The organism is bacterium (genome assembly GCA_037128595.1).
Classification (GTDB): Bacteria; Verrucomicrobiota; Kiritimatiellia; order CAIKKV01; family CAITUY01; genus JAABPW01.
This window is the reverse complement of sequence record JBAXWB010000006.1, coordinates 1-21,685: the sequence shown is the minus strand read 5'-3', so window position 1 is coordinate 21,685 and position 21,685 is coordinate 1. Positions and strand designations below refer to the sequence as shown.

Sequence of the window (21,685 nt, the reverse complement as noted above, 5' to 3'; positions counted from 1 at the left end):
TCGAACGCCACCTTGGGCGGATTACTGCTTAAGCAACTGCTGTTTCTTGTCGTCCGGCAGGGACGTCTGATTAATCCATTTTTCCGCGGCGGACCGGTCCGATTCGAGCCAGGAGCGGCCAATATTTTCAATCGTGCGAGCGCGCTGTTTGGCATCCGGGAGGGTGTCGACCCAGGTGGCGGCGACCTCCGGGTATTCGTGGGTCGTGCTGCTGATAAAAGACTGGACCAGACGATCACGGGTTTTATCGGCAGGTAATGAGGCGAGCCATTGGCTGGCGGCCGGCGGATCATTATAGGCCCAGCTGGAGGTCACTTGCTGGAGTGCGTTATCACGGGTCTCGCCTGCCGGAAAGCCGTTTACCCAGGCCGCAGCGGCCTGGGGATCGACTGAGGCCCATTGCGATACGACTGCCTGGGCGGCCCGGTTCTGTGAGGGGCCGGCCGGCTGGGCGGCGACAAAGTCCGCTGCCTCCTCCGGGGTATTTCGCGCCAACCCTGACGCGAGTCCTTCAGCAAAGGCATTGCGGGCCTCTCCTTCCGGCAATTGCGAGACAAAGGCCATGGCGGTTTTGGGGTCGGTGGCGGCCAGGGTGCTGGCGACCGTATTCAGCATGCTGTTTTTAGACTTCCCTTCAGGCCGGGATTGCACGAAGTCCATCGCGCTTTTGGGATCATTCTGCGCCCATTGCGGGACGATTCGTCCCAGAGCCTCCTGAATGGACTTCTCGTCAGGGAGTTGTTGAACCCATTCAATCGCCCCGGTGACATCCCCGTTCGCCCAGGTGCTGGCTAAACTATTGATGAACTCAGTGCGCGCGCGTCCGGGGGGGAGCGTCTCGGCAAATTTCGCGGTGGCCTTCGGATCCGATTGTCCCAGTGACCAGGAGAGACCTTGAAGGGCATTCCGTTTGGCTGAACCTTCGGGGAGTGAGGCGTACATCTCCAGTGCCGCCGCCGGATCCGTGTTGGCGAGGCTGCTGAGGACGGGGGCAATGGCTTTCATTTGCAGGGGGCCGGGCGGGAGCGACGCGGCGAAGGCCATGGCCATTTTGGGATCCTGCCAGGAGAGTTGCTGGACGACCGCCTGGATCAGGTTGTTCCGCTCACTGCCGGCCGGGATCGTTTGCAGGAAACTGAGTGTGGCCTGGGAGTCCTGTTGGGCCCATTGACCTAGAATCGAACCCAGCATCTGGGTTTTCTTTGCGCCCGAACGCAGGCTTTGGGCGAAGCCCAGGGCGGCCTTGGGATCGGTTTGTGCCCACTGATTACACAGCTGGCTGGTCGCGGTTTCCTTGACGGGGCCATCCGGTAATTCGCGCGTCCAGGCAAGGGCGGCATTCAGATCACTATCCGCCCATTGCGCAATAATAGAGGTGATCATCCCGTTCCGTTGCTGACTTTGGGGCAGGGTATTCGCCCAGACGAGTGCGGCCAGCGGGTCCTTCTGGCCCCAGGCGGAGGCAATGGACTGCAAGGCCTGACCGCGTTGCTGGCCGGATAATTCGCCCGCCTTCACCAGGGCGGTGGCCGGGTCCAATTTCGCCCAGTTAGAAAAAATCTGGTAGATGGACCCCATCTGCCGCTGGTTTTTGATGAACTCTTTATATAAGTCGTAGGCGGCCTGTGGATTCTTTTCGGAAAGCCCGCTGATGACTGAACTCATAACCTGCTCACGGAGTGAGCCAGATGGCAGGGTCCGGACCCAGGCTTCAGCGGCGGCGGGGTCATTCACGCTCCAGACGCTGATCACCGAGTAGATGGCTCCGTCATGTGCGTTTTTCCCTGTGATGCTGGAGGCGTAGGCGATGGCCGAAGCCGGGTCACTCTCGGCCCAGCGACGGAGTAATTGGTAGCGGGCGGATTCACGCACCGAACGCTGGGATTCCTTTTCAATCAGCGACATGACGCGCGGGATGTCTTCCGGGCGGACGTCGGCGATTATTTTCTGCCAATCCATGCTTTGGCGCGAGGTGCCATTCCGGGAGAGCGCCTGAATCCGCTCTGAAATTTCAGAGAAAGGGGCCCCTTTTGACGTGGCTTTGACTGGAGCCGGATTATTCTTTCCGGAAGCCGGCGGTAACTGAGCCGGAGCCCTGCCGTGTGGCTCAGCTAGGGCGGGGCCGGCCGGAGGTATTTCTGGAGATAAAGGGCTTTCCAGTTCGGCTTTTTGCAATGCGGCCAGTTGGGTGTGCAAACGGGTGTTCTCGCGATACTGTAGGACGGTGGTGGTGGCAAATACAGCCACCCCTGCCAGAGATACCCATCCCATTACAGATTTAGTCATACAGAGGGGAAATATGACAGATTACTGGCTTTTAAGCAACGCCGTGAAGGTGGCGTAGGCAGACGTCCAGCGGGCTTCATCCCGGGGCTTGTATTCCCGGATGGGGAAGGCTTCGCGAATGAACGGTTGGGCCTCCCTCATGGATTTAATGAGTCCAAGCCCCATCGCCTGCACCATGCAGTTTCCAATGGCGGTGGCTTCTTCCGGGCCGGCGCAGACAGGCAGGCCGATGGCGTTGGCCGTATACTGATTAAGCCTTTCGTTCTTGGAGCCACCACCTACAATATGGACCACCTTGTTCGGGGTCCCAGAAACCTGGGTGAGCATGTTGTTTACAAGGCGGTATTTCAGGGCCAGGCTTTCGAAGACGACCTGCAGGATCGTGCCCCGATCCGTGGGGACCGGTTGGCCGGTGCGGCGGCAAAAATCCATAATGGCGGTCTGCATATCCGGCGGATTGAAGAAGCTGGTGTCATCGGGATCCACGAAGGCTGTAAAGGAGGGCGCATCCTTCGTCAGACGATCCAGTTCCGCCCATGCGAGCTCATGCCCGTCGGCTTTCTCCCAACCGCGTTTGAGTTCCTGGACCAGCCAGGTTCCCATGCAATTGCGGAGCAGGCGGACATTGCCGATACCACCTTCGTTACTGAGTCCGTACGCCATGGCTTCCTTGCTGGTGATGGCGGTGGGAATCAGTTTGCCGACCAGGGACCAGGTCCCGGAGCTGATAATCAGGGCTTCCTCGGGATTATCCACCGGAGCCGCCGCAAACGCACTGGCGGTGTCGTGCCCGCCAACGGCGATCAGGGGTGGCCGGTTAAGTCCGAGCGGGGTCGCCAGTTCGGCGTACAACGTTCCCATTACCGTACCGGGCGCCACGATCGGGGGCATGACCGCCGCCGGAATCTTCAGCTTACGCAGGAGTTCAGGGCTCCACGTCTGGGTGTGGGCATCCATGAGCTGTGTGACGCTGGCAAAGGTGGAATCCACCGATTTCACACCCCCGAGAAAATAATAGAAGAGGGTAGGGGTCGGCAGGAAATAGGCCCCCGGCTTAATGGTTTTGCCGCGGTTGAGCATGAACCAGTAGAGCTGGTTGCTGACATTGAAAGGCTGGAAATGAATGCCCGTCAACTGATAGGCCTTTTTGGCACCCACCTTCGCCTTGACCTTTTCCGCCATGGTATCGAGCCGATGGTCACGGTAGGCGTAAAACTTCCCGAGCGGATCGCCCTCGGCGGACATCATCTGGCCGTCGGCACCCCAGGTGTCGATACCGATGCTGTCGAGGGTGTCAGCCATGGTGCGCCGGTATTCGCGCAACCCCTTCACCAGATTCTGATAGAGAAGCCCCTCGTCCCAGTAGGTGCGCTCCGTGAGGTTACCCGCCGCGTCGGGAATGAAAAACGACACGGATTCATGCGCAAACCGGTGGATTTCATGAAGGCGGAAGGTTCCGCCTTCAAAAATTCCCGCAAAACATTTGCCGCCCGATGCACCGAAATCGCCTGCAAAAACCCGTGTTATTTTCATAATCCTCCACTGCCCACTGCCTACTGCCTACTGCCTAGGATTAGATGCCCAGTTGGCTGCGGCGCATCAGATCCTGATTGCTGCAGTCGCGGCTGACGGTATACCCCTTCAGCGGCTGGATGTGTTCATGGACCGCGTCAATGATATCACACTCAAACGGGAAGAAGGCATCCTCCACCTCATCCTGCGGGGTGATCCAGTTGCGGGCGCCCACCACCACGGGCGGGGCATCCAGTTCATCAAACGCGAACTGGCTGATCTTGTTCGCCATGGTATGCAGGAAACTGCCCCGCTCGCAGGCATCGCTGGCCAGCAGGATCCGGCGTGTCTTTTTCACCGACTCGATCACCTTCTCGTAGTTGAACGGGACCACCGAGCGGGCGTCAATCACCTCGCAGGACATCCCGAACTTCTCTTCCAGTGTTTTCGCGGCTTCCAGCGCCCGGTAGAGCGTGGCACCGATCGTCAGGATCGTCAGGTCTTTCCCGGCCTTCTTGACATCCGGCTCGCCGAACGGGATTTCGTAGTAATCCGCCGGCACCCCGCCCTTGTGGAACTCCTCGGGAATGTCATAGATGCGCTGACTCTCGAAGAAAATCACCGGGTCGGTACCCACCAGGGCCGAGTTCATCAATCCCTTGGCGTCATAGGGTGACGCCGGGAAGGCAATCTTGAGGCCGGGGATGTGCGCGACCAATGCCACCCAATCCTGACTGTGTTGCGCCCCGTATTTGGAGCCAACGGAAACACGGACCGTCACGGGCATTTTGAGCACGCCGCCGGACATGGACTGCCATTTGGACAACTGGTTGAACAGTTCGTCACCTGCGCGGCCCATGAAGTCGCAGTACATCAACTCGACCAGGGCACGGCCGCCTTCCAGGCCATAGCCGACCGCGGTTCCGACAATCGCGGCTTCCGCGATGGGCGAATTGAACAGCCGGTGATACGGCAGCGCCTCGGTGAGGCCGCGATACACGGCAAAGGCGCCACCCCAGTCCCGGTTTTCCTCGCCATAGGCGACGAGCGTCGGATCGGTGTAGAAGCGGTGGATGATCGCCTCGAACAGCGCGTCGCGGAACACGACGCAGCGGCTCTTCGACAGCCGGTTCCCGGCTTCATCAAACGCCGAACGGCTGCGCCCGGCCAGTTGCTTGACGCGGGGATTGTCCGCCAGCGCCATGAGGGTGTCAGGTGTCGCGTCCGACATTTTTTCCACGCGTTGGTTGGAGAACATGGTCTGCTCCAGCAGGCTTCCCTTTTTCTTCAGGTCGGAGCGCGGGGAGATCGTCAGGTCAACCGCCTTCTGGTACGCCTTGAAGATCAGTCCGTCCACCTGCTCCTGCATGGTCTTGAGTTCGCCCTCGGTGGCGGCCTTGGCTTTGACGAGCTGGTCGGCAAAGGTCACGAGCGGGTCGATCTTCTGCCACGCTTCAATTTCCGATTTATCACGGTAGGAGCTGGCGTCGGAGGGCGAATGGCCGCTGTAGCGGTAGGTGATCGTATCGAGCAGGACCGGGCCGTCGCCGCGGGCCAGGATCTCTTTTTTACGCCGGATGGCGTCGATCACGGCCAGGGGATTGAAGCCGTCCACGCGTTCGGCGTGGAGCTGGTCAGGCCGGATGCCGGCGCCGAGACGGGCCAGGACCTTGAAGCCCATGGTTTCGCCCACCGGCTGGCCACCCATCCCGTAGAAGTTGTTGAAGAAATTCATGATCAGTGGCAGACCGCCCTTGTGGGCACCGTCCCAGAGTTCCTTGAACTGATCCATCGTGGCGAAGCAGAGTCCTTCCCAGACCGGGCCGCAGGCGGCGGAGGCATCGCCGATATTGCAGACCACAACGCCGGGCCGGCGGTTCACCTTCTTGAAGAGGGCAGCGCCCACCGAGATGTCACCCGAGCCGCCCACGATGGCGTTGTTGGGATAGACGCCGAACGGGGTGAAGAAGGCGTGCATGGAGCCCCCCATGCCCTTGTTGAAGCCGGCGTCGCGTCCGAAGATCTCGGCGAGGGCTCCGTACAGCAGGAAGTCAATGGCGAGTTCCTTGACGCTGCCATTAAAGCCCTTCTCCACCACGCGGAGACAGGCGCCGTCAAAAAACGTCTTCATGATCTTCAGCAGCGTGTCATCGTCCAGTTTCTGGATCGCCGACAGGCTCTTCGCCAGAATTTCGCCGTGGCTGCGATGGCTGCCGTAAATGTGGTCATCCACATCGAGCAGATAGGCCTGCCCGACGGCGGCGGATTCCTGCCCGATGGAGAGATGGGCCGGCCCGCGGTGATTATAGGCAATGCCCTTGTAGGCGCCCTGCAGCTTGATCTCGTTCAACATCGTCTCGAAGCCGCGGATGACGACCATGTCGCGTTGGATGCGTTTCAGTTCATCCTTCCCGTACTGCTTCACCTCGTCCTTGACCGTCTTGTTGTATTGGTTCACGGGAATCGGTTGGAACTCGACAAACCCGGCCCGGCGCACGTCGTCCGGCATGATCATCTGATGTTTAGGCATTCTGGTTTCCTTTTTTCTGTGTTTATTCTGGATTCTGGATTCTGAATTCTGAATTCTCTTTTGTCACTTCTGGCGTCACCAACGACACGTTCTTATCTTTAAAGAAATTCTGCCACTCGGGCGTGGGCATTTGATCCGTCACCACGGTGGAGATCGCATCCCAGCCTACAATCTTATAGAGAGAGGGCGATTCGAATTTGGTATGGTCCAGGACCAGGATCGTTTCCCGTGCATGGCGGACCGCGAGCCGGTAGAGATGTGAGCTTTCGATATCGCTCGCCGCCAGTCCGAAATCCATGCCCACTCCGTCGGCCCCGATAAAGGCCCGATAGCCGCGCAATTGTTCCATGGCCTCCATGGCCAGGGGGCCGATGGTGTCCATGCGGTCCGCCCGGTATTGGCCGCCAAGCATGATGAAATTGACGTCCGGGATTTGCGACAATTCCTCGGCCAGTCGGATGGAATTGGCGATTACGGACAAACTGCGCTTGCCTTTCAACAGGCCTGCCATCTGGAACGTGGTGGTTCCTGAATCGAGGAAAATCTGGTCGCCATCATGAATCAGGGTGACGGCCAGTTCACCCACTTTGCGCTTGGCTTCAATATTCCGGATGTTTTTCGATCGGAATGAAAAATCAGCATGGCGTTTCAGGGTGGCACCGCCGTAGATCAGTTCCACTTCCTGCGCATCCGCCATCGTCTTCAGGTCGCGCCGTACGGTCGCCTCGGAAATAGCCATTTCGGTGGCCAGATCTTTAACCAGAACATGACCGTTCCGGTAGATCCGCTCCAAAATGTACTCTTTTCGCTGTTTTCCTGAGTAAACCACGGCTAAATGCTCCCTTTTCGTGAAAACTGTGTCAATATTTGCCATAAGTGTTGCATGTTTGTCAACAAAATGTTGCAAATATTTGTTTGACATATTCACAGCGCAACGGCATAGTTTCACCATTATTCAAGTAGAACTGGTTTCATTGACATCACGAAATTCGTAATTTTCAGGGAGAAGCAGCTTATGTTTGAAGTCCAAATGCCTCAGGCCGGTCAATCCATGGAAGAAGGAACCATCGTCCGGTGGCTCAAGAACGAAGGCGATAAGGTTCAGGCCAAGGATATTCTTTTCGAGGTGGAAACCGACAAGGCCGTAGTGGAGGTGGAAGCCGGGCATGACGGAATCCTGCGGAAAATCATTATCCCGGTGGGTCAAATGGTCCCCATCCGTACCAAAGTGGGCTTGATTGGCGAGGCCAATGAACCGATTCCTGCCGAGGGCGGCGCTGCCGCATCCGTTTCCCCATCCCCTGCGGTTGCGCCCGCGCCTGCCGCTGCAACAGGCGGGACGATGACGGATGTGCTGATGCCCCAGGCCGGGCAATCGATGGAAGAGGGGACCATTGTCCGTTGGTTGAAGAGTGAGGGAGACAAGGTTCAGGCCAAGGAGATTCTGCTCGAAGTGGAGACGGATAAAGCGGTGGTGGAAGTCGAGGCCGGGCATGAGGGCACGCTTCGTAAAATTCTGGTTCAAGCCGGTACCACGGTGCCGATCCGCACGCGCATCGCCTTGATCGGGGATGCTCATGCGGCCATTCCGGCCGATGTCGCCGCCCAGTCCGTTGCGCCGGTGGCTTCCGCTGTGCCCAGGGCGGCCATGTCCGTGCCGGTCGTTACGGCACCCGTTGTGACGCCGGCCTCCGGTCCGGTTAAAGCCTCACCGGCCGCCCGCAAGATCGCCGGAGAGCGCGGGATTGATCTCGCCTCGGTCGGGACCGGTTCCGGCCCCAGTGGCCGTATCACATCACGCGACCTTCCTGCCCAGGCGGTACCTGCTTCCAACGCTGGCGGGACGCCCTCTGTGTCGTCCTCCGCCCCTGCGGCGGCCCCTGCCGCCGTGACGGGCCAGGCGTCGCGCCGCCGGTTGACCCCGATGCGCAAGGCAGTCGCCCGTAACTTGCTGGCCTCAAAGCAGAATATTCCCCATTTCTATATGCAGATGACGGTCAATGCCGTGCCGATGGCCGAGTTGCAGAAGTCGGAAAAGAGTAAGTATCAATGCTCGCTCAACGACTTTGTGACCAAGGCGTGCGCCAAGGCGGTCCGGGAATTCCCCGCCTTCCGTAGTCGGATTGAAAATGATGAGATGGTGGAGTTCAACGACGTCAACATCGGGATTGCGGTGGGGATGGATGAAGGGCTGGTGGTTCCGGTGATCCTGCGGGCGGATACGCTGTCCATCAAGGAGTTGGCCTCTGAAACGCGGCGTCTGGCCCAATCTGCCAAAACCGGCAAGATCGAAAATATGGGCAAGGGCGTCTTCACCATCACCAATCTCGGGATGTTCGGCATCGAGCAGTTTACGGCCATTGTGAACCCCCCTGAAGCGGCTATTCTGGCGGTGGGGGCCATGCGGGAAACCGTGGTGGTGCAGGATGGCGCGATGTGGGCGGGTAAGGTGATGACGGTGACCCTGAGCGCCGATCACCGGGTGGTGGATGGACTGCCGGCGGCAAAATTCATGGCCCGGTTGAGGGAGTTGCTGGAGACCCCGGCGCAGTTGGTGTAAGGAGATTCTTATGAGCAAACACTTTGACATGGTCGTTTTGGGCGCCGGTCCCGGCGGGTATGTGGCCGCCTTGAAAGCCGCCCAAATGGGGGCAACGGTTGCGATTGTGGAACAGGGCCATCTCGGGGGAACCTGTCTGAACGTGGGGTGCATTCCCTCCAAGGCGCTGCTGGCGTCCGCGGAATTGATTCATTCCATCCGCGGCGCGGCGTCGATGGGGGTCAAGGTCGCGGGCGAGGTGACCTTTGACTGGCCGGCGATCCAGGCCCGCAAGGACAAGGTTCTGCAAACCCTGCGGGGAGGCATCAAGTCCCTGCTGGCGGCGCGGAAAGCCACCTTCATCCAGGGGCGCGGAAAGCTGAATGGGCCGGGTAAAATCACCATTGAAACCAAGTCCGGTACTGAAGAGATCACCGCCGCCAAAATTATCCTGGCCGTGGGTTCCATTCCGGCGCGGATTCCCGGTTGGCCCACCGATCCCGAGCGGGTCTGCACCAGTGACGAATCCCTGCACTGGAAGACCCTCCCGGTCCGCCTCCTGATTGTCGGCGGGGGCGTGATCGGCTGTGAGTTTGCCTGTATGATGCGTGAATTCGGCGTAGAGGTGTCGGTCGTTGAACTGATGCCCCGGCTTCTGCCCGAACTGGATGAAAGTCTGGGCGAGCCCCTCCAGAAGGCTTTTACCAAGCGTGGCATCCAATGTTTCACCGGCACCAAGGTCGAGACGTTGACGGTGGGTGACACGGTCAAGGCCGTGCTCAGCAATGGGCAGACGGTGGAGGCCGACCGCGTCCTGCTCTCCATCGGGCGCCGCCCCAATACCGCCGACATCGGGCTGGAAACCGTCGGCTTGACTACGGACCGTGGTTTTGTCCGGGTGGATGATCATATGGAAACCCCCGTGAAAGGCATCTACTGCATCGGGGATGCCAATGGCCGCTGTCTGCTTGCCCATGCCGCTTCGGCACAGGGGGTGGCCGCTGTGGAGAATGCCATGGGCCATGCCCACGCGTTCACGTCGCCGATTCCTTCGGCGGTGTATACGTTCCCGGAAATCGGTGCGGTGGGACTGACGCAGGCCCAGGCCAAAAAGGCCGGCATTCCGATTGCCATTGGTCTGTTCCCTCTGGCGGCCTTGGGCAAGGCGATTGCGGTCGGTCACACCGAAGGCTTTGTCAAAGTGCTCCGTCACCGGGAGACCGGCGAACTGCTGGGCGTTCACATGTTGGGGCACAATGCCACCGAGTGTATCGCGTCGGCAGGGGCCATGCTTCATAAGAAGGTGACCGTGCAGGAATTGGCCGAGGTGGTTTTTGCCCACCCGACGATCGGCGAGAGTGTCAAGGAGGCGGCCGAGGATGCCTTGGGTATGGCGTTGCATTTGCCGCCCCGTAAGGTGTTGCGGGTGGCGGCAGGGTGATAAAATAAACTCCTAATCCTAATCGTAATCTTAATCCTAATCGGTTCTGATTAGGCATTAGGTAAGAGAGATTACGATTAAGATTAGGATTACGATTACGAGTATGGAGAAAATGAAAATGGCGAAGAAAACACAGCAGGGTTTGGATTCGTTGATTGAGCTGTCCCGCTTTTACGGGGTAGATTCCAGTTTTGTATTGGCTGGGGGGGGGAATACGTCCCTTAAGGTGGGCGATCGGCTTTTTGTTAAAGCCAGTGGTCATGCCCTGGCCACCATTACCGAAGACGGGTTTGTGGAACTCGATCGCACGGCATTGACCGTCCTGCTTGAAAGCAAACTGGATGCCAATGCCCGGCGCCGGGAAGAGCAATTCAAGGCCGCCATTTTGGCCGCCCGCATTTATCCTGAGAAAAACCAGCGTCCTTCAGTTGAAAGCGTTCTCCATCATCTACTGCCCTCCACGCTGGTGGTTCATACCCATTCCACGTTGGTGAATATGCTGACCTGCTCCAAGGGTGGCGCCAAATTGACCCGCGCCTGGTTCGGGGATGACGTGCTTTGGATCCCCGTCTGCGATCCCGGGTTTGTGCTGGCGCAATTAGTGCAGAAGGAGATGAATGCCTACCTCCGACGTACCGGGCGAAAGTTTCCGCCGGTGGTGTTCATCCAGAACCATGGGCTGATTGTCTGTGGCGACAGTGCCGCTGAAATTCGTGCGCATACCGACAAACTGATTGCCACGATTACGGGCAAGATCAAAGACGGCTCGGCAGGGACGCCTCGCCCTACCGAAACGCAGTTGATTGCATCGACCCCGGAAACGGCGCAGGCCATCACTCTGATTGGCCCGGCCTTGCGCGGTTTGCTGGCGGAGGGGGAAACCCTCAAGATCGTGGCCTTTGATGACTCCGAGGCCGTGAAGAGTGTGGTGGCGCATCCCAAGGGCAAACAATGGGTGACGTCCGGCACCCTGACGCCCGATCATATTGTCTACTGCAACTCATTTCCCCTGTGGTTCGATTGTCCCAAAGAGCGGACGGCGGCCAATGTGGTGGACGCCTTGCGCAAAGCGGTCAAAGCCTACGTCAAAAGCTATCGCTGCAATCCCCGGGTGGTCCTGGTGGGCGGGGTGGGAATGTTTGCGGCAGGTGATGATATCGCCCAGGCGACTACCACGCGGCAGGTGTATACGGATGCCCTCACGATCATGGCCGGGGTTGCGACACTGGGCGGCATCCAATATCTGCCCGAGGCACAGCGCTCCTTTATTGAGGACTGGGAAGTGGAGTCCTATCGGAAGCAGATTGCCAAGGCGGGTCGTAAGGCGGGGCGGGCCGCAGGCAAGGTGGTCATCGTGACCGGCGCGGCGCAGGGTTTCGGCTTCGAAATTTCAAAACAGTTGGCGGCCGAGGGAGCCCATGTGGCGTTGCTGGATTTGAATGTGGGCGGCACGGTCGCGGCGGCCGAGGGGCTGGCGCAGCAATATGGGGCGGGTCGCATGATCGGGGTCGCGGCGAATGTTACCAATGCGGCGTCCATCGAGTCGGCGATGCAGGTGGTGATCCGGGCCTTCGGTGGATTTGACGCCTTTGTATCCAATGCAGGAGTGCTTAAAGCGGGAAGTGTAAAAACACTGAAGGCCGAGGATTTCGATTTTGTGACTGCGGTGAACTATAAGGGCTATTTCCTGTGTGTGCAGAAGGCCGCGCCGGTGCTGGCGGTTCAGCATCTGGCTAACCCGCAATACTGGAGCGACATTATTCAGATCAACTCCAAGTCCGGGCTGGAGGGATCCAATAAAAACGGGGCCTATGCCGGCAGCAAGTTCGGCGGCATCGGCCTGACCCAGTCCTTTGCCATGGAGTTGATCGAGGACAACATCAAGGTGAACGCCATCTGCCCCGGCAATTTCTTTGATGGCCCGCTCTGGTCCGATCCGGTGAACGGGTTGTTTGTCCAGTATTTGAACACCAAAAAGGTGCCCGGCGCCAAAACGATTGATGACGTGCGGCGTTTTTATGAGAACAAGGTGCCGATGCGCCGTGGCTGTATGGCTCAAGATGTGATGAAGGCGATTTATTATATCATGGAACAAACGTATGAAACGGGTCAGGCGGTTCCGGTAACCGGTGGCCAGGTGATGCTGTCTTAATTAAATAATAAGGAGAACCCCTATGTCCGCAACCGCTCTTCCCAAAACCCAGTATGCCGTCCAACTCGTCGGACCCGGTGAGCTCACGCTCAATACCGCCAAACCCGTGGTGGCGCCCGGTCCCTATCAGGTGCTCGGCCAGATTGAGTCCGTCTGCCTGTGTTTTTCCGACCTGAAACTCCTCAAACAGTTTTCCCAGCATCCCCGGAAAAGCGAGGTCATCAGTGGCCTGGCTCCGGAGGTTCTGAAGGAAATTCCCAGCTATGTGCCCGGCGGGAAACCGACGGTGCCCGGCCATGAAACGGTGATCCGGATCGTGGCGGTGGGGGACAAGGTGAAGCAGCACAAGGTCGGCGAGCGGTGTCTGGTTCAGACCGACTACCGGCCGTTCCTGACCGCCGGATCGAATGCGGCGTTCGGATATAATTTTGAAGGGGCCCTTCAGGAGTATGTGGTGATGGATGAGCGGGTGATTGTGGACCCGGCTTCCGGCGAACGTTTCCTGATTCCCGCGCCCGAGGCCCTCAGTGCCTCGGCCATTGCGCTGGTTGAGCCTTGGGCCTGTGTCGAGAACTCGTATGTCACTCCTGAGCGGCAGACGATCAAGGCGGGCGGGAAACTCGCGGTGGTGGTGGATGGCGACCACCGGATGGCGGGGATTGCGGAGAGCCTGTCGCCCAAGGGACTGCCGGCGGAAATCGTGGCCGTGTGTGCGGATCAATGTGATAAGACGCTGGCGAAGCAGTTCAAGGTCCCGGTCACACGCGTGAATACGGTGGCGGAACTTCCCAATGAATCCTTTGACGATATTATCTATTTTGGCAAAGACAAAAAGATCATCGAGCTGCTGAGTGATAAATTGGCGACCTGCGGCCTGATCAATATTGTCACCGGCGGGGGGCGGATTGGCGCACCGGTGTCGCTCGGCGTGGGCCGGGTTCATTACGGGATGACGCGCTGGATCGGGACGACGTCAACGTCCGCGGCTGACTCCTACAAGGTGATTCCCCCGACCGGTGAAATCCGGGCGAACGATACGATCTGCGTGACCGGGGCCGGCGGCCCGATGGGGCAGATGCATGTCATTCGCGATTTGTGTGCCGGTCAGCCTGGAGTGGTGATGACCGCGGTTGACTTTGATGATGTCCGTTTGGCCAACCTGATGAATAAGGCGCGGCCGATGGCGGCGGCCCATCAGGCGACGATTGGCACGTTGAACCCGAAAAACGAAACCCTGAAGGGGCCGTTCACCTATCAGGTGGTGATGGCGCCGATCGGGGCCCTGGTGGCCGATGCGATCAAGAACAGTGCCCCGGGGAGTCTGATCAACATCTTCGCGGGAATCCCTGCCAATGTGAAACACGAACTGGATCTCGATACCTATATCAGGAACCGGTGTTACATGTTCGGGACCAGTGGTTCGACGATCCGGGATATGAAGATTGTGCTGGGGAAAGTGGTGGCCGGGCAGTTGGATACCAACAGTTCGGTGGATGCCGTTTCCGGCATGGCAGGTGCCCTCGAAGGGTTGGCGGCGGTTGAGAACCGGACCCTGGCGGGCAAGATTGTGATCTATCCGGCCTTGCATTCGCTCGGGTTGGTCCCCTTGAACGCCCTGGCCAAGGACCACCCTGCGGTGGCTGCAAAACTCGATCATGGCAACTGGTCGCTGGCGGCGGAACAGGAACTGCTGAAGGGTGCAAAATAAGAGTGTCTCTATTCCCTCTCCCCTTGAGGGAGAGGGCTAGGGTGAGGGGACGTTAACTTATGACCTTAGCTTCGCTAAACAGTGATTCGAAAGAATCGCGGCTTCAGCATTTGCGTGTAATGGTGCAGGCGCAGCGGGACGCGGGGGTTGCATTGCCGTGTACGGAGGAAGTGAATAATCACATCCATACCCGGTACTCGTTCTCGCCCTATTCGCCCACGGCGGCCGCCTGGCAGGCGGCGCAGGCCGGGCTCAAGGCCGCGGGGATCATGGACCACGATTCCATTGCCGGAGCGGAGGAAATGCTGGAGGCCTGCAAGATTATCGGGATCGGGTCCACGGCGGGGTTTGAACTGCGTGTCGATTGCCTTAATACAGGGTTGGCCGGACGCAAAATAAATAACCCGGACTCCCTATCCATTGCCTACATGGCGATTCACGGGATTCCCCGTCCGGCGATACCCCGGGTCGCCCGGTTTTTGGAGCCGATGCAACACGCCCGCAACCGGCGGAATCGGGCCATGGTGGCCCTGCTGAACGAACGCCTGAATGCCTTAGGTGTTCCGGTGATAGATTTTGAACGCGATGTCTACGCCCACTCCCTGGCGGCGCAAGGCGGGGCGATCACCGAGCGGCATATTCTGGCCGCGCTGGCCCGGAAACTGATCGATCGGTATGGGTGCGAGGGACGGGTGGTAGGGTTTCTCAAGGACTCCCTGCAACTCGAGTTGCCAGCGAAGATGGTGGCGGTGCTGAGTGATTCGGCGAATCCGCATTATCTCTACGATCTGCTGGGTATCCTGAAAGCCTCGTTCCTGCCCTCCTTTTTTATCCAACCGGGGTCCGATGAATGTATCCCCGTCCGGCAGGCGGTGAATTTTGCGCTCCAGATCGGGGCGATCCCCGCCTATGCCTATCTGGGTGATGTGACGGCGTCGCCCACGGGCGATAAGAAGGCCGAGAAGTTTGAGGATGACTATCTGGATCTGCTGTTTGAAGAATTGGTGACGCTGGGCTTCCGGGCGGTCACCTATATGCCTCCTCGTAACAGTCTGGTCCAGTTACAGCGGGTGCAGGGCCTGTGTGCCCGGCATGGCCTGATGGAAATTTCAGGGGTGGATATCAATTCCTCGCGTCAGTCCTTCAGTTGTCCCGAGATCATGCAGCCGGCTTTCCGCCACTTGATTGGGGCCACCTGGGCGTTGATTGCCCATGAAAAACTGGCGAGTCTTGAGGTGCGGTTCAATCTTTTCCATCCGGCGAATCCCTATGCCGCCGTGCCCCTGGCCGACCGGATACAGGTTTATGCCAAGGTGGGCGCAGCCATGGATCCCGGCCATCCCGAAGAGGTCCTGACCGTGGCGAATCAGTTGTTCCCCGGCAAGTTTGCGGCCTGATCGACCCCACTACCACGTCATCTCAATTCTTTTTAACTTTCACACCTTTGAAACGGCCGATTTCCGGCAGTTTGCCGACGATGGGACGGGCGTAATCAAAGAAGGCCTGGGTGACATCATTCGCCTGCTTGTTGATGAAGGCATCCGGCATGTGGCGGGTTTCCTTTGATACGCTGGCCAGGGGCACGCGCTCAAAATATACCGCATACTTTTTGCCCGGCTTGCGGCGGATGGCGATGGAACCGCTGGGTTCCTTACCGTTGAGGGCGGCCTTGACGGCCAGCATGCCGACGGTGCGGGCTTCCTTGGCATCCACCTCCGAAACGACGCCGGGGAAGGAGCGCTGCAGGTAGCCGAACGTATCGGCCCGCACGCGGGTGATGGAGGTCCGGTTCTTGATCTCCGTGGCCAGCAGGTCACCCAGGGCGCCGGTGCCGCTGAGCTGGACATTGCCATGGGAATCCACTTCCTTGGAGAACTTGGCGGCGATGGGGGTGCCATCGGCATCCGCAATCCCTTCCGAGACCGCGATCACACAGCGTCCGAGTTTCTTGTGGACGGCGGCGACGTCCTGCGTGAACTTGTCCATGGAGAACGGGCGTTCGGGGAGATAGATCAGGTTGGGGCCATCATCCGGATAGACACGGGCGAGGGCGGCGGCCGCGGTCAGGAAGCCCGCGTTGCGGCCCATGATGACGTTGACTTTGACGCCGGGCAGGGCGCGGCAATCCAGATTATCGCCCATCATGGCGGTGGCCACAAACTTGGCGGCGCTGCCGAAGCCGGGGGTGTGGTCATTCTCGCGCAGGTCGTTATCAATCGTCTTGGGGATATGATAACAACGCAGATCGTAACCCACTTTCTTTGCCTGCTCATTGATGATGTGGGTGGCCTCAGCGGAGTCGTTACCCCCGATGTAGAAGTAGTAACGGATGTTATACTTCTTGAGAATGCCGAACACCTTGGCACACTCCTCGTCGGTGGGTTTTTTACGGGCGGAGCCGAGTGCGGAGGCCGGGGTATTGGCCACCTGCTCAAGCGTCTTGAGGCTTTCTTTCCGCAGATCAATGAAGTTCTCCTCCAGGATTCCCTTCATGCCGTGCAGGGCCCCGTAGATGCCGCCGATGTCCTTCATCTTCTTGGCTTGAAGAATGGCGCCCACCAGGCTCTGGTTGATTACCACGGTCGGTCCACCGCTCTGTCCGATTAACATATTTCCCTTGGCCATGATCAGTTCTCTTTCGTTTGGTTTTCTATCTTAATCTTAATCTTAATCTTAATCTTAATCTCATGCCCCAGAGAGGATTAAGATTACGATTAGGAAGGAAATTTCAGCTTTAGTGTTTCACCGCGACTTTGGTTCCTGCCGGCTGACCGATGGCGGCCAGTAAGTTCTTGAACCAGGGGACCGCGATGTCGAACGGTTTGCCGCCCTTGATGCGGGGGAATTCGCAGGCGCGCAATTCGTTGTTCTTGTCCTCATCTTCACCCACGACCCCGCTGATGCCGGCCAGGGCGCATTCAACCGCTTTCTTGGCGCAGGTTTGAATCAGGGCCTTGTCCTTGGCGTTCGGTGCGGCGGCGCGGCTGTAATAGCCGCTCTTCTGGACCATCGTTTTCTCGGCGCCCAGCATGTCGCCGAACTGCTTGGCGAACCAGTTGCCGACATTCACCTTGTCCAGGCGAGCATGGCCGAAGGCGTCACGGGGCACCTCTTCGCCCTTGGCCTCCAGCTCGGCGATGATGCTGTCAAGGCACGCGCCCTCGGAGACGAAGATATTGACGCAGTCGTTCTGATCCATGACCTGGCGCAGGCGGGCGGCTTCGGCTTTGACGTCGAAGGCCATTTCAGGCACGTAGACGGCATGCACCTCTTCGCGTTCACGCGTCAGTCCGAATTCGGGAAGGTAATGGAAGCTGTCCATCAACTTGCGATAGGCCTCGGCGGTGGCGGCGGTGAGCCAGCCGCAGTTACGGCCCATGACCTCATGGACGATCAGCATGCGCGGGTTGGCGGTGTTTTCCTTCACCGCGTTGGCGAAGAAACGCGCGCCTTCTTCGGCGGCGGTCCAGGCCCCCAGGCTCTGGCGGATGGGATAGACGTCGTTGTCGATGGTTTTGGGAAGTCCGACCACGGTCAGGCCGTAGTTGTTTTTGGCGAGGAAGGCGGCCAGGTCAGCGGCGGCGGTGTTGGTGTCATCACCCCCGATGGTGTGCAGGACATCCACGCCGTCCTTGACGAGCTGGTCAGCGGCCACTTTCTGCGGATCCTGACCTTCCTTGACCAGACCCCGCTTGATGCAGTCCTTGATGTTGGTCAGCTTCACGCGGCTGTTCCCGATCGGGCTGCCCCCGTGTTCGGTCAAATAGAGGGCCTTCGCGCGGGTGGCCGGGGTGACGGTGATGCTCTGGCCTTTCAGCAGGCCCATGTAGCCGTTGACATAGCCGATGATCTCAATGTGGGGGGCGACGCGACTATATTCGTCGATCAGGTACCCGATGGCTGAACTCAGACAGGGGGCCAGACCGCCTGCCGTTAAAATACCGACTTTTTTAACCTGCTTACTCATAGATGCTCCTTTATGTAAATTTTCCAATTCGAGGAGCGGAATTTATAGAAAAAAGGGACTTTTTTTACAAGAACGGATACAGGCACTTCAGCAAGAAATTTCGACAGAGTGAACAAAATACACAAAATTGCTTTAAAGAGGAGCGAGGGTTGAGCGCCTCTCTAAGTTGTGGGGCGGATGTCCTCATCCTCCTGTCTCCAGACCCAACTGGCAATCAGTGGATGGGGACATCCACCCCACAGTGGGAGCCAAAATAAAAGGCTGCATCCGTAATAAATTAATGTTTACATTAATAGTATTTAGTGCAATAAACACAAACATGAATACAGCGACATTGATAACTGATCCCTTGGGGGCGGTCATAGGGGAGCGGATCAAGGCGTTAAGGCGGCTTCGCCACCTGACGCAGGCCGAATTGGCCAGACGGATCGGCATTTGTGCCGGCCCGATGAATGCGTTGGAAAAGGGGCGGCATATTCCGTCCGGCCGCGTTCTGTATCGCCTAGCCGAAGTCCTCGATACCAGTGTGGATTCCCTGCTCGGCCTGGGAGCGCGTCAGGCGGAGTCCGCCGGGCCCGCTGTGCCGAGGTATGTGGCTGAATCTACGGCTTCCTTCGGTGCGGCATCGGCCGCAGGGGCCTGGCCTTCGGCCGTCATGGCGGCGCTCCCTGACGATCCGGCGCTGGGCGAGGGCGAACGGGCAAATGTGGAGTTGGTCATCCGGTCATTCCTGGCATTGGAAGACCTGTGCGGGGCGCAGAAGATTGCCCATATTCCGCTCTATGTTCCCTTTTCGCGTACCGTATCCGGGGTGGAGATGTGGGCCCAGCAAGTCCGGCAGGTCCTGGGGGTCGGGCCGGCCGTGGTGTTCGATTATTTGGAACTCCTGGAGAATGCCGGCTTACGGATCGTTTTTTGTCCTTTGCCCGACCGGCTTCAGAGTGTGTCGTTTTACGATGCCAAGAATGCCAACGCTTTCCTGCTGGTGAGGCAGGGGATGAATGCCGAGCGTCAGTTATTCGAACTCATCAAACGGCTGGCCTGCATCTACATTCATACGCGAAGCGCCTATGGCGGACTGCCGGCGGGGGAGGCGGGGCCGGGGCTGCTGGATGATATTCATGCGGCCCGTCAGTTTGCGGCCTTGTTCCTGATGCCGGCCACGGCGGTGCGGGCGAGCGTGGCGCAATTGGGGATCAAGCCGGACGGCTGGACCTACGAGTTGTTGTTGCGCCTCAAGCACCGCTTCGGTGTCTCGGCGCAATCCTTTTTGATCCGGCTAGGTGAGTTGCAGTTGATTGACGAAAAGGCGGCCACCGGGTTGAAGGGCCGGATTGAGGCGCACTATCAGCGCACAGGGTATGGTGAACCCGATGCCACCCGCCGGATCCTGTCACCCAACGGCCGACTGGGCGACTTGCTCTCCATCGCCTCCCGTAACAAGGAGACCGCCGAAGAGGCCGCCGCCATTGGGCGGACCCTGCGGGGGTTGAAGATGGAAGGGTTGTCGGAGGGGATCGCCGTGGATAAAAACGGGAATGAATCCAAGAGGGTAGGGGTGAATACATGAAGAAGACGGAAGCCCAGAATGAAATAGTTATTTACCGCGCCAAGGACGGTCGGCCTGAATTGGAAATCAGTATCCGGGGTGAGACGCTTTGGCTGAACCTACAGCAGATCGCTGATTTGTTTGATCGCGATAAGTTCGTTGTCTCGCGCCATATTTCCAACATATTCAAACAGAATGAGTTAAACCGGGGATCAGTTGTTGCAAAAAATGCAACAACTGCCTTGGACGGGAAAACTTATCTGGTCGAATACTTTAATCTTGATGTCATCCTGTCGGTCGGCTAGGGTAATCTGGTTCCAACGGTTTTGAGCCCTTTTTTGCCACAGTTTTCTAGGAAAATTGAAATTCCAGTCCAGTCGACTGGATTGCCAAACTGACCCATTTTGATTGGCCAGGGATGAGGCAATCTCGATGCTTGTGACCCCGCCAGCATCAGGACCCAGACATGATCCGGCCACCGCTTAACAGCGGCGGCTACGTAGCCGCGGTGGTATTTCGGTTCAATTAAAGCCCGCGTACATGTGCGCGCGGGCCTTTCATGTCAGCCAGTATGCCGGCAGCGAAATCGCGGCTGGGGTGCCGGATAGAAGGCCCGCATACGTGTGCGCCTGCGGGCCTTTCCGGTTGGCTTTTCCCCATCAAGTTCATCATCTCCAGGTGGCGTTCGACGTCCCGGCGAACGATTTCACGTAGTTTTCGTCAATCAGCCGCCGAGGACGTCGGCTGCCACCACCGATTTCACGTAGTTGTCGTCAATCAGCCGCCGAGGACGTCGGCTGCCACCGCGGGCAGACTAATGAGTGTGCTAAAGCTTGTAAACATTGGTTGAGCGTGATGTGCTGAAAATCTACGGGCTCAATTGGACCCGATAGAACCGGTTGGAGGTGGAGGCTGTGACGGTGGTGTCGGTGTAGCTCATCATGGACATGCCGGCGGCGGCCGTCACGCGGGAAGCGGGGAGGTTGGTGAGCCAGGTGCCGGCTACTGCCCCTGCATAGGCAATCTGGTAGCTCTTCCCGGTCACGCATTGCCAGGTGAGGCCGTACCGGTTGGAGCTGACGAAGCTGACCCCCTCGATATTCAGGCGGCTGGCGGGATTGGTCGCAAGGGTGCCACACAGAAACTCGTTGGTGTTGGATAACCCGTCGTGATCCCAGTCCGCGCTGGCGCTGGTGTTGGCGCCCGTGATGGTGCCGAAACTGCGGAATTGCCAGGCCTGAAACGGAGCAGGCGCGTCCGGGCAGGAGCGGATAGAGATGCTGAGGGTATCCAGATACCATCCCAATTGGGACGTGGAGTTATCTGAACCAAGTCCCCACCGGAATTGAACCGTATGGCCGGAGGCGCTGGCTGGCAGGAGGACGGAACACCCCGTAAAGCTGATGGAGGTTCCGGACCAGGCCTGTCGGTCGGCCAGGGGATCGCCGGATCCGGACGTGATGACGTCCGTATAACCGCCTGAGATAAAGGAGCCCCCGGCGGCCAGAATATCCTGCCAGACGCCCCCGCCGATACTGATGTCAAGAACTCCGCCATCATATCCGCTCTCCAGGGAATACTTATGGCGGAAATCAAGTTGGGCGGAGGTGGTCGTTATGGGGATGGCCGGGGATATCAGGTAGCTCAGTCCGATATCATCGGCCTCGGAGGCGAAGACAGAGTTTGACAGGGTGTCGCGAGTGGCTGTGGAGGTGACCCACGCTACGCCGATCCCTGAGGTGGTCGTGGTCCAGCCGGCCGGGAGGGCCGGGACGGTCACGCTGTCGAAATATTGGGTGTAGGTGACGCTGGGCGCGCCGAAGGTGAAGGTGTTGGTGAGGAGCCCATAGCTGGTCGCCCCATCCTGCACCTGCAGGACGGCGTAGGAGGCGGCCCCGCAGGTGCCGGTGGCCGTGAACATAAAGGGACGGGAGACCGGGGTGGCGGGTCGCGTCCTGAAATAGGTTGTCACTTTGGGAAAGGAAAAGACCAAGGTGAGGA

At 58.7% G+C, this 21,685-nt stretch carries 14 protein-coding genes; 7 read left to right on the top strand and 7 right to left on the bottom strand.

The genetic code is table 11. The annotated features are described in order from the left end of the window. Positions 1-21: 21 nt before the first annotated feature. Genes WCS52_04530 through WCS52_04515 form a run of 4 tightly spaced genes read right to left on the bottom strand, consistent with a single transcriptional unit; the run spans position 22 to position 7,202 of the window. Positions 22-2,286, bottom strand: coding sequence for a hypothetical protein (locus tag WCS52_04530; protein MEI6166438.1), 2,265 nt, complete (start codon positions 2,284-2,286; stop codon positions 22-24). Between the two features lie 21 nt (positions 2,287-2,307). Then, positions 2,308-3,819 carry an FGGY-family carbohydrate kinase gene (locus WCS52_04525; GenBank protein ID MEI6166437.1) on the bottom strand — a complete coding sequence of 504 codons (1,512 nt, stop codon included), beginning with the start codon at positions 3,817-3,819 and terminating at the stop codon, positions 2,308-2,310. Positions 3,820-3,859: 40 nt separating this feature from the next. Further along, complete coding sequence (locus tag WCS52_04520; protein MEI6166436.1) at positions 3,860-6,328, bottom strand: thiamine pyrophosphate-dependent enzyme; 2,469 nt, start codon at positions 6,326-6,328, stop codon at positions 3,860-3,862. 22 nt (positions 6,329-6,350) lie between these two features. Beyond that, positions 6,351-7,202, bottom strand: coding sequence for a DeoR/GlpR family DNA-binding transcription regulator (locus tag WCS52_04515; GenBank protein ID MEI6166435.1), 852 nt, complete (start codon positions 7,200-7,202; stop codon positions 6,351-6,353). A gap of 141 nt (positions 7,203-7,343) precedes the next feature. On the opposite strand from WCS52_04515, the gene WCS52_04510 reads away from it, so the two are divergent. From WCS52_04510 to WCS52_04490, 5 genes are all read left to right on the top strand, one after another. Continuing rightward, entirely contained in the window at positions 7,344-8,888 is a 1,545-nt protein-coding gene (locus WCS52_04510; protein MEI6166434.1) for a 2-oxo acid dehydrogenase subunit E2, read from the top strand. A gap of 10 nt (positions 8,889-8,898) precedes the next feature. Continuing rightward, on the top strand, positions 8,899-10,308 hold the full coding sequence (gene lpdA, locus WCS52_04505; protein MEI6166433.1) for a dihydrolipoyl dehydrogenase: 1,410 nt from the start codon (positions 8,899-8,901) through the stop codon (positions 10,306-10,308). A gap of 118 nt (positions 10,309-10,426) precedes the next feature. Next, positions 10,427-12,460: an SDR family NAD(P)-dependent oxidoreductase gene (locus tag WCS52_04500; protein ID MEI6166432.1), complete on the top strand. Its 2,034-nt coding sequence runs from the start codon at positions 10,427-10,429 to the stop codon at positions 12,458-12,460. Positions 12,461-12,482: 22 nt separating this feature from the next. Continuing rightward, on the top strand, positions 12,483-14,168 hold the full coding sequence (locus WCS52_04495; GenBank protein ID MEI6166431.1) for an alcohol dehydrogenase catalytic domain-containing protein: 1,686 nt from the start codon (positions 12,483-12,485) through the stop codon (positions 14,166-14,168). Between the two features lie 170 nt (positions 14,169-14,338). Further along, positions 14,339-15,565, top strand: coding sequence for a PHP domain-containing protein (locus WCS52_04490; GenBank protein MEI6166430.1), 1,227 nt, complete (start codon positions 14,339-14,341; stop codon positions 15,563-15,565). Between the two features lie 22 nt (positions 15,566-15,587). Here WCS52_04490 and WCS52_04485 read toward each other — a convergent pair whose 3' ends face one another. Beyond that, positions 15,588-16,793 carry a 6-phosphofructokinase gene (locus WCS52_04485; protein ID MEI6166429.1) on the bottom strand — a complete coding sequence of 402 codons (1,206 nt, stop codon included), beginning with the start codon at positions 16,791-16,793 and terminating at the stop codon, positions 15,588-15,590. A 109-nt stretch (positions 16,794-16,902) separates the two neighbouring features. Next, on the bottom strand, positions 16,903-18,135 hold the full coding sequence (locus WCS52_04480; GenBank protein MEI6166428.1) for a pyrophosphate--fructose-6-phosphate 1-phosphotransferase: 1,233 nt from the start codon (positions 18,133-18,135) through the stop codon (positions 16,903-16,905). Positions 18,136-18,454: 319 nt separating this feature from the next. Here WCS52_04480 and WCS52_04475 point away from each other — a divergent pair, with 319 nt between their 5' ends. Both WCS52_04475 and WCS52_04470 read left to right on the top strand, forming a co-directional pair. Further along, entirely contained in the window at positions 18,455-19,705 is a 1,251-nt protein-coding gene (locus WCS52_04475) for an XRE family transcriptional regulator (protein ID MEI6166427.1), read from the top strand. Continuing rightward, complete coding sequence (locus WCS52_04470) at positions 19,702-19,989, top strand: hypothetical protein (GenBank protein ID MEI6166426.1); 288 nt, start codon at positions 19,702-19,704, stop codon at positions 19,987-19,989. The genes WCS52_04475 and WCS52_04470 overlap by 4 nt, the downstream gene beginning before the upstream one ends. Positions 19,990-20,552: 563 nt before the next feature. Here the strand turns inward: WCS52_04470 and WCS52_04465 are convergent. Next, a partial coding sequence (locus WCS52_04465) for a hypothetical protein (GenBank protein ID MEI6166425.1) occupies positions 20,553-21,685 on the bottom strand: 1,133 nt, incomplete at its 5' end.